Origin of the sequence: Streptomyces cucumeris (assembly GCF_024295805.1) — a bacterium.
GTDB classification, from domain to species: Bacteria; Actinomycetota; Actinomycetes; order Streptomycetales; family Streptomycetaceae; genus Streptomyces; species Streptomyces cucumeris.
In genome coordinates, this window is record NZ_JANCLX010000040.1 from 64,687 (window position 1) to 72,852 (window position 8,166).

Annotated in this window: 1 protein-coding gene (only partly in view); it reads right to left on the reverse strand. The window is 70.0% G+C overall.

Annotated elements, in window-relative coordinates; genetic code table 11:
* Positions 1–7,583 carry the start of a scabin-related ADP-ribosyltransferase gene (locus NMK44_RS36525; protein WP_254751416.1) on the reverse strand. The gene continues 23,404 nt to the left of window position 1, outside the view, so the window shows 7,583 of its 30,987 coding nt (coding positions 1–7,583); it begins with the start codon at positions 7,581–7,583; its stop codon lies beyond the left edge, outside the window.
* Positions 7,584–8,166: the final 583 nt, after the last annotated feature.

Below are 8,166 nucleotides of genomic sequence, written 5' to 3' on the forward strand. Positions count from 1 at the left end.
GCGGTGGTCTGGATCTCCTGCCCGTCGGTGATGGACAGCCCACGTTCGCCCACGAGGGTCAGCCAGGCCGTGTCCTTGAGCGCGGCGGCCGTCGTCTCGTCGATGAGGACCGCCCGCCGGGGCAGCGTGCGCACCGTGAAGACACCCAGCGGCTTGCCCTGCTTGTCCTGGCCGAACAGCGGCGGGGTGGTCATCGTGCCGGCCCCCAGCAGCCGGGAGTTCTGGCGGAAGTTCTGCGAGGAGAAAAACGTGTCGAGTTGACGGTAGGCGCTGGTGCCCGGACGGGCCCCGATCTGTCCGGTGGCCCAGTCCCGGATGTGGGCCACCGGGCCGAAGTCCTCGGTGACGACGAACCGGTGGTGCTGCTGTGTGCCCCGATAGGTGATGAGCGGGGGGATGCGTCCCGCCTTCGACTCGGTCATCGCGCTGTCCGCGAGCCGCAGCAGGAGTCCGGCGCGTACGGCGAAGCCGAAGGCCACCGGGGCGGTGCCGGCTCCCTCGGTCGCCGATGTGCCACCCGCTTCGGTGACGGTGAGCTGGTAGTGGACATCGTCGACGCTGGGGTGTGCGGCCCCGGTGAGGGATGCCTCGGTCCGGGCCATGACCTTCCCGGTCATGGTGTAGCCGACCGCGCGGCTGTGGGCGAAGCGCAGCCCGAGCCGGGCGAAGGCGCCGAACGGCTTGGTCAGGGGCCACAGGGGTGCCAGCGGGTTGAACGCGTAGGTGGTGCTGTGGGACTGGTCACCGCCGGTGTGGCGCTGGCCGCGCGTCTTCATCCCGATGCTCCGCGGTTGCTCGGCCGGATCGGTGAAGCGCTCCCAGTGCCCGTAGTGCCGCACCGCGAGGTGCACCACCCGGACCCTGCCCTTGGCGTCGGTGTAGGTGAACTCCCGGCCGTCACCGCTGAGCCCCCCGAGGTCCTCGCGGAGCGCCCGGTCGATATCGGCCAGGAGCGCCTTGGCGGACGGCGAGTTCACGCCGCCCTTGCCCCATCGGGTGTCCGGCCGGGCCTGCAGTTCGCGAGCGATCTCGCGCAACACCAGTTCCCTGCCGCGCAGGGCGAAGTCCCTGACCCCGAAGGCGGTGGAGCGTGCGAGCACTTCCTCGGGCAGGCCGGAGAGCAGGTGCCGGATACCGTCGAGGTGCGCGGGCATCCTGCTGTCGTCGGTGAACCGGGCCTGCTCCCGCTCCCGTGCCGGGGGCGGCAGTTCGCGGTCGATGCGGGGCGGGCGGCGCCGGTCCAGGTGCTGGTCGATACCGAGGGGGTCGTTGGCGGGCTTGGGGTCCGCGGGGTCCTCGGAGGTCGGCGCGTTCCAGTGTTCGTCTTCCGGCGGGGCCTGCGGCGCCGTGGAGCGCACCGCACCCGGCCGCGGCGCAGGCTCCGAAGCCGCGGAAGCCGGACGGTACACCCGCCAACCCCGGGCATCACCCGCCGCACTCTCCCGCAGATGCACACCACCGGACTCACCACCCTCACCAGACGAAGCAGCGAACCCACGATCAGGCACATACACCGTCAGACCCGTACGGTCCGCAGCAGCCTGCAACGCCACATCCTCAGCCCCAGACAACCCCTCCCCACACGCCGCCAAAGTGATACTCGTGAACCCCTGCGCCACCAACTCCGGCGCGAAACGCTCCACCGCCTCCCCACGACCGACCCGCTCCACACCCCCGTCATCCCTCACCAACTCCAAGCCATCCGCATCACCATGCGCAGCGAAGAAGAACCTCCCCCGCTCCCCCGCACCCGGCAACCCACGCTGCACACCCGACAAACGACCCTCGCCGTCACGCCGCCAATCGGTGTACTCCCCCACCTCCGACAGACCCCGATACGAATCCTTACGCCGCTCCCAGTCCCGCGCACCGAACGACGCCCGCCCCACCACACGCCCCCGCGCGTCCTTCACCTCACGCAACACCACACCCGACGACCAGTCCTGCGACACCTGCGCGGAAGGTGACGGGGACGGCTCGGATGCCTGCTCGCTCCCGGCCGAGGACGTGTCCGGGTCGAAGAAGGGGTTGTGCACGTAGTCCCCGACGGGCCGCCCGTTCTCCATCGGCTGCGCCCCGCGCACATACCGGGTGTGCACGCCGCCGGGGAAGGCGATTTCCTGCTGGTCGGGGAAGGGCGAGGCGAGGCCCAGGGTCGCGTTGACGTCGATGCCACCGGGGGCCTCGATGTCGTACCGCCAGCGGTAATGGGCGTGCTGCGCCCGGGCCGCGGAGGGATCGGCCCGCACCGAGTCGCTCACATAATCCACGTTGGTGGTCGTGCTGAGGTAGCCGGTCGTCGCCATGCGCTCGCTGTTGTAGACATGGTTGAGCAGATGAACCATGTCGTCGCCGCGCGGCTTCAGTCCCTCGCGGAAGACCTGCTCCGGGGACTTGCGGCTGAACTTGTACAGCGGAGTGTCGTGGTCGCGCCAGAGCGCGTCCGGAAGCACACCTCCTGCCAGCGGTCCGAGGGTGGCGGCGGTGGACTCCGGCGGGACGGGCGGCGTCGCGCTCACCGGCCCCGAGGGCGGCCAGGCGATCGGCGTGACGTCCTCGTCATCGCTCACCGGCCGCGTCAGATACGCACGGGAGGAGGCGACGAGCCCGCGCCCGGGAAGGTACCAGTCCCAGGAAGGCCCTTCGCCGTACAGCCGCCCCCGGTCGTCGCTGACCCTCCCGGCCTTCGGACCGTCGGGGTTGTACTCACCGCGCAGCCCGAGACCCGGTATCTCGGCCACGAACATGTGCAGATCGGGGTCCTCCTGCCCCTGTCCCCACACCGTGAACCGAGTCCCGCCGGTGACAGCGGGGAACTCCGCCACGGTGCCCGTGAACCGCTTGTCGAACTTGCCGTCCGGTCCATAGCTGCCCGCCGTCGGCGGCCCGGTGATCTTCCGGTGACTCCTCCCGCCGAGTTCCGCTCCCCCGGCCGGCGCCGGGGCGGGCGCGTTCCAGTCGTCTTCCGACGGGTAGCTGAAGGGCACTGCGACCCGCTGAGTCGGCCAGTGCGGGGCCAGGCGCTTCCCGTGAGGATGCGCCACCAGCCAAGGAGTGGGACCGCCGTCGGCCTGCTCCCGAACGTGCACCAGGGGCGTCGCACCGTCCGAGGAGACGGTGACCGCGACCGCCTCGTCCGGATACCACACGGACAGGCCGGTGTCGTCGGCCAGCTTCCACGCCGTCGTCTCGGTGCCCTTGTCCGAGCACGCCAGGATCATCAAGTCGGTGACACCGGTCAGGTCCAGCATGGTGACGTACTGGCCCATCTCGCGCGCGTCACCGGCCCGCGCCCCTCCCCCGGGCTGCGCCATCAGGAGGTTGCGCCCCCCAGGAGCGCTGTGCGAAGTCCAGATCCGGGCGTTGCGGAAGGGCAACGGGAACGCCATCCCCGTGGGACGCCCCGTCGAGTCCAGCCGCCACTCCACGTAGTGCTTCACCGTCGGCAGCTGGCGGTAGACCTCGCGGCGTCGGTTCCAGTCGCTCTGGGTGAACGACGCCCAGCCGACCCGCCGACCGCTATGCGTGATCTCCTGCAGCACAGCCCGTGAGTTCCACCAGGCGCCCCGGTCTCCTGGGACCGGCACCAACGGTGCGGACTGCGCGCCACCCGGCGTCTGCGGGGCGGCGGTGGACGACGGCAGGGCGATGGCACGTCGGCGGATCTGGGCTACGGGCTCGGTCTCCTCCAACTGGACGTAGAGGTAACGCAGCCGGGTCCGCGCGTCCTGCCGGATGCCCTGTCGCCGCACGCGGAAAACCGTCGCCGCTGGATACCGCACCTCCTGCCGCTCCGGGTCCCGGGAGAAGGGAGCGATGTCCCGAGCCGTGGACCCGGCCACCTCGAACAGAACCGGGTACCGGCCGTCCGACCCGGCGTTCTGCCCGATCACGCCGGTGAGCACAGCATCTTCGGTTCGCCTTGCCATATGGAACTCCGGCACGGTGACCGCGTGCAGCTCACCCGGCAGTCCCTCGGTGAGATCACCCGCGACCCATGTGCTCCACCACACCGGTGCGTTCACCGGCGGCAACGCCATCAGGGCGTCACCCGCCATCCCCAGATGCAGGGGAATCTCCGCCGCCAGTGCGGCGGCAAGCTGGTCGGTCAGCCGCAGCAGGCTCCGCAGGGCTTCTTCCCGCCTCTTCCCATCAGGGAGCGACTGGATCCTGGTGAGGGCATCGGCGAACCCCTGATCCCGCAGAAGCAGCAGCGGGAAGTCGAACTTCCGTGCTTGGACCGCGCGCCGGACGATGGACTCCGCCTCCTGTCGCAGCAACTCTGCCCCGTCCGGGTGGAGCGGATCGGTGAAGCGCGCGTTGACGAGCGCCGCGTCCGGGCCCGAGAGGAGATACAGGGGCAGGACGTCCCCCTCCCGGAGGATGTCCGGTACGGAACCACCATGCCGCTGCCGCCAGCGCTCCAGGGCCGTATGCCGCGCGTTTCCGTCCGGGCCGGGGGAGACCGCCACCCCGCTCAGCGCATTCCAGATCCCGCTGATAGCGACCCCGGTGGCCAGTTCGGTGAACCGCCCGGTGAACTGGTGGTACAGCGCGTGATGCGGGAGGTAGAGCGTCTCCATGAAAGCACCGGGATCCCGGTGCTCCCGCGGTGCGAGAAGCGTGGCGAACGCGCTGTACGTATGGGCCGCGTCATCCCGCAGTTCCACGTCGGAGTCGAAGACGCGAGAGTCAGCCTCGTGGGAGGCCTCGATGATTTCGAAGAGCGAGCGGGTGTAAGTGGGCAGGCACCAGGCGAGTATGGCCTCGCGCAGACGCAGCATCTCCTCCTTCGACGCTCCGGTCTCGGAGCGGTAGGCACTGAACAGATGTGTCGTATGGGCGGCATGACCTGTGATCAGCGGGAAGCCACGGGTTTGGTGGATTTCGCGGTACCAGGCACTGTTCTTGTCCGCCGGCGGCTGGGCGGACGGGGGCGGATATGCGGAGGCGATAGCGATCCACAGGGCCCGCATGAGGTCGTGCAGCGTCTTCCCGGAGTCCGGATCCCGAAGGCGGCTCAACTTCCGATCGGCGGCGTCCGGCGCCTGGTGCGGAAAGAACGCCTGGGCGGCCCCAGCACGGCCGAGGCGCTGGGTGAAGTGGTGATACAGGGACCTGACGGCTTCCCGGGCGGTCTCCGTCACCGCCGGATCCGCGGCCAGCGTCCTTCCCAGGTGCCTCTCGTAGGCGACCGCCAGGCGCTCCCATTCGGGGTCGGCATACGAGCCGCTGAACCGGAAGGCCCGGCCGGCCGGGTCCATAAGAGCCGCACGGGCCCTCTCCGCGGCGAGAGCGCTCGGATCCTGCGGCTCGGCCTCCCGCCACGTCGGCTCCGGCTTTCCGTGGGGCTGGTTGATCCCGGGTTCGGCCGTTGTCGGCGAGATGAAGAGCGTGTCCGGGGCGGCGAGAGTGGCACGCCTGCTCCAAGTGGCCACTTGCTGAGAGGGAGCAGCCGACCCCTCGACGCCCGCGCTGCACGCGATCATCAGCACACGAACGTGGGCGGCGATTCCCTGGCTCTCCATCACTTGCCGGATGTAACGGCCGACCTGTGTGCCGTCCACCACCTTCGCGCCGTACCGCGTCATGGCTCTGAAGGTCTTGCCGTTGGCGTGCGACGCCCAGACGCCCGCACTCTTGACCGACCAGGGCAGGGGCCGGAGATCTTCCGACTCCTCACCGACGAGGTACTGCCGAGCTTCGTGCAGGCGAGGGTACTTGTCCTTCTCGTTCAGCCAGAACGGCAGGTCGATGGAGGCCACGCCGAACCAGCTGCCGTCGAGGGTGCGCAGCTGCCGGGTGACGATCTCGCGGTCCCACTCCTGCGCCAGCGGCTGCACGACCTCCTCCAAGGTCCTGTGCATATACCGCCTGCCGGTCGCCCCGTCGAGACGGAGCTCACGGCGAATCTCCCGCAGCACCGTCGCCGAGGGGTACAGCACGGTGCGCTCGGCGGGCCTGCGGGCCAGTGGGGAGACATCCCGGCCGGTGGAGTCCACCACCTCCCACAGCACCGGGTACGCTCCCCCCTTCGCGGCATCCGGCTCCAGCAAGGAGGAGAGGGCCGTCTCCCGACGCGTCGTCGCATGGTGCAGTCTCGGCACGCTCAGTGTTCGCCGCTCACCGCCACCGTGCTGCGGCGCGGACTCCCACGACGCCCACCACACCGGTCCGCTGACCGGCGGCAGCAGTGCCGCCGCCTCAGCCGCCATCTCCGCGTGCGCCCGCAGCTCACCATGAAGCCCGTCCACCAGCTCGACGGACCGCTCCGCGAGACGGCCGCGAAGATCCGCCAGTGTGTCCTCGGCCCCGGGATCGCCGAGGAGCCTCTCGGCGCGCTGCGCCAGATGGCGGAACCGCTTGTCCCGCAGGAACAGCAGCGGCAAGGACTCCATCAGCGCGCCGCCCTCGAACGCCTGCGCCACCAGGGAGCGCGCCTTCTCCCACAGCTCGGCCTTGACCTCCAGCTGATCGGGCGCGTCCGGACCGGCCAGGAACTTCTCGTCGAGCAGCCGCACATCGACCCCACTGGCCAACTGCAGCGCCGCCGCGTGTCCCTCCTTGACGTTCCCGCCCAGCAGCCCGAGCGAGCGATGGCGCTGTATCCACGCGCGGAGGGCCTCGCGCCGCTCCCGTCGCGCCGCCACCCCCGGACCGCTCAGGTCGGTGCCGCCGAGGTATCCACCCGGCTCGATCAGATCCCTGATCTCCTGGACACGGTCGTCTCCGGTGACCTTCGAGGTGAACCAGTCCGCTCGCGCGAGGTACATCCGCTCATGAGGCAGTTGCAGGGCGCTGTCATCCCCGCCCTCCCGATCGACCGGCTGGAGGGACGCGTCCACCCATGCGTAGAGGCGGGAAGCCTCGACCATCGTGTCGGGCTCGGTCTCGTCGCGCACCCCGGCCCGGCGTGAGGCCAGCAGGATCTCCACCAGTGTGTGATCGTGCTCATTGGGCAGGATCCAGCCCAGCAGGGCCTCCCGGAACCGAAGCACCTCGCCATTGGGCACGTTCAGGAACTGATGGACCGTGAGCAGCCACTCGACGTCCTCGGCTGTGCCCGGTCCCACCGGGAGGCCAAGCCGGTCGTGCATCTCCTCCAGCACGGCCGGGCTGTGCGGCAGCACATGCCCGGGCCCCTGCAGGCCCCGCGCGTTCAACCGGGGTTGATCCGTCCACAGCTGGATCAGCGTGGCCCCGGGACCGCTGGCGCCGTGCGTGAAGGCGTTCACCAGCTCCCGCAAGGTGGCCCGGCTCCTGGGATCCAGCAAGCGGTCCATCGCCCGCCGCGGGTCCTTCGCCCGGGGAAGGAACGTCGCCGCCACTTCTCCGGGCCTGTAGTACGTGGTCAGCAGCTCATAAAGGCTCTTGACCGCTCGCCGTGCCTCCATGATCACTTCCGGGTCCTCGGCCAGCACCCGCCCGAGCGCCCGCTCGTACCCTCTGCTCAGCTCCTTCCACTTGGCGTCGGCGTAGAAGGCGCCGAACCGCGGCGGAGGGGAACCGCCGTCGTCCTGAGCTGAAGGGGGCGCGTTCCAGTGTTCGTCCCCCGGCGGGGCTGATGGCGCCGTCGAGCGCACCGCACCCGCCCGCGGCGCAGGCTCCGAAGCCGCGGAAGCCGGACGGTACACCCGCCAACCCCGGGCATCACCCGCCGCACTCTCCCGCAGATGCACACCACCGGACTCACCACCCTCACCAGACGAAGCAGCGAACCCACGATCAGGCACATACACCGTCAGACCCGTACGGTCCGCAGCAGCCTGCAACGCCACATCCTCAGCCCCAGACAACCCCTCCCCACACGCCGCCAAAGTGATACTCGTGAACCCCTGCGCCACCAACTCCGGCGCGAAACGCTCCACCGCCTCCCCACGACCGACCCGCTCCACACCCCCGTCATCCCTCACCAACTCCAAGCCATCCGCATCACCATGCGCAGCGAAGAAGAACCTCCCCCGCTCCCCCGCACCCGGCAACCCACGCTGCACACCCGACAAACGACCCTCGCCGTCACGCCGCCAATCGGTGTACTCCCCCACCTCCGACAGACCCCGATACGAATCCTTACGCCGCTCCCAGTCCCGCGCACCGAACGACGCCCGCCCCACCACACGCCCCCGCGCGTCCTTCACCTCACGCAACACCACACCCGACGACCAG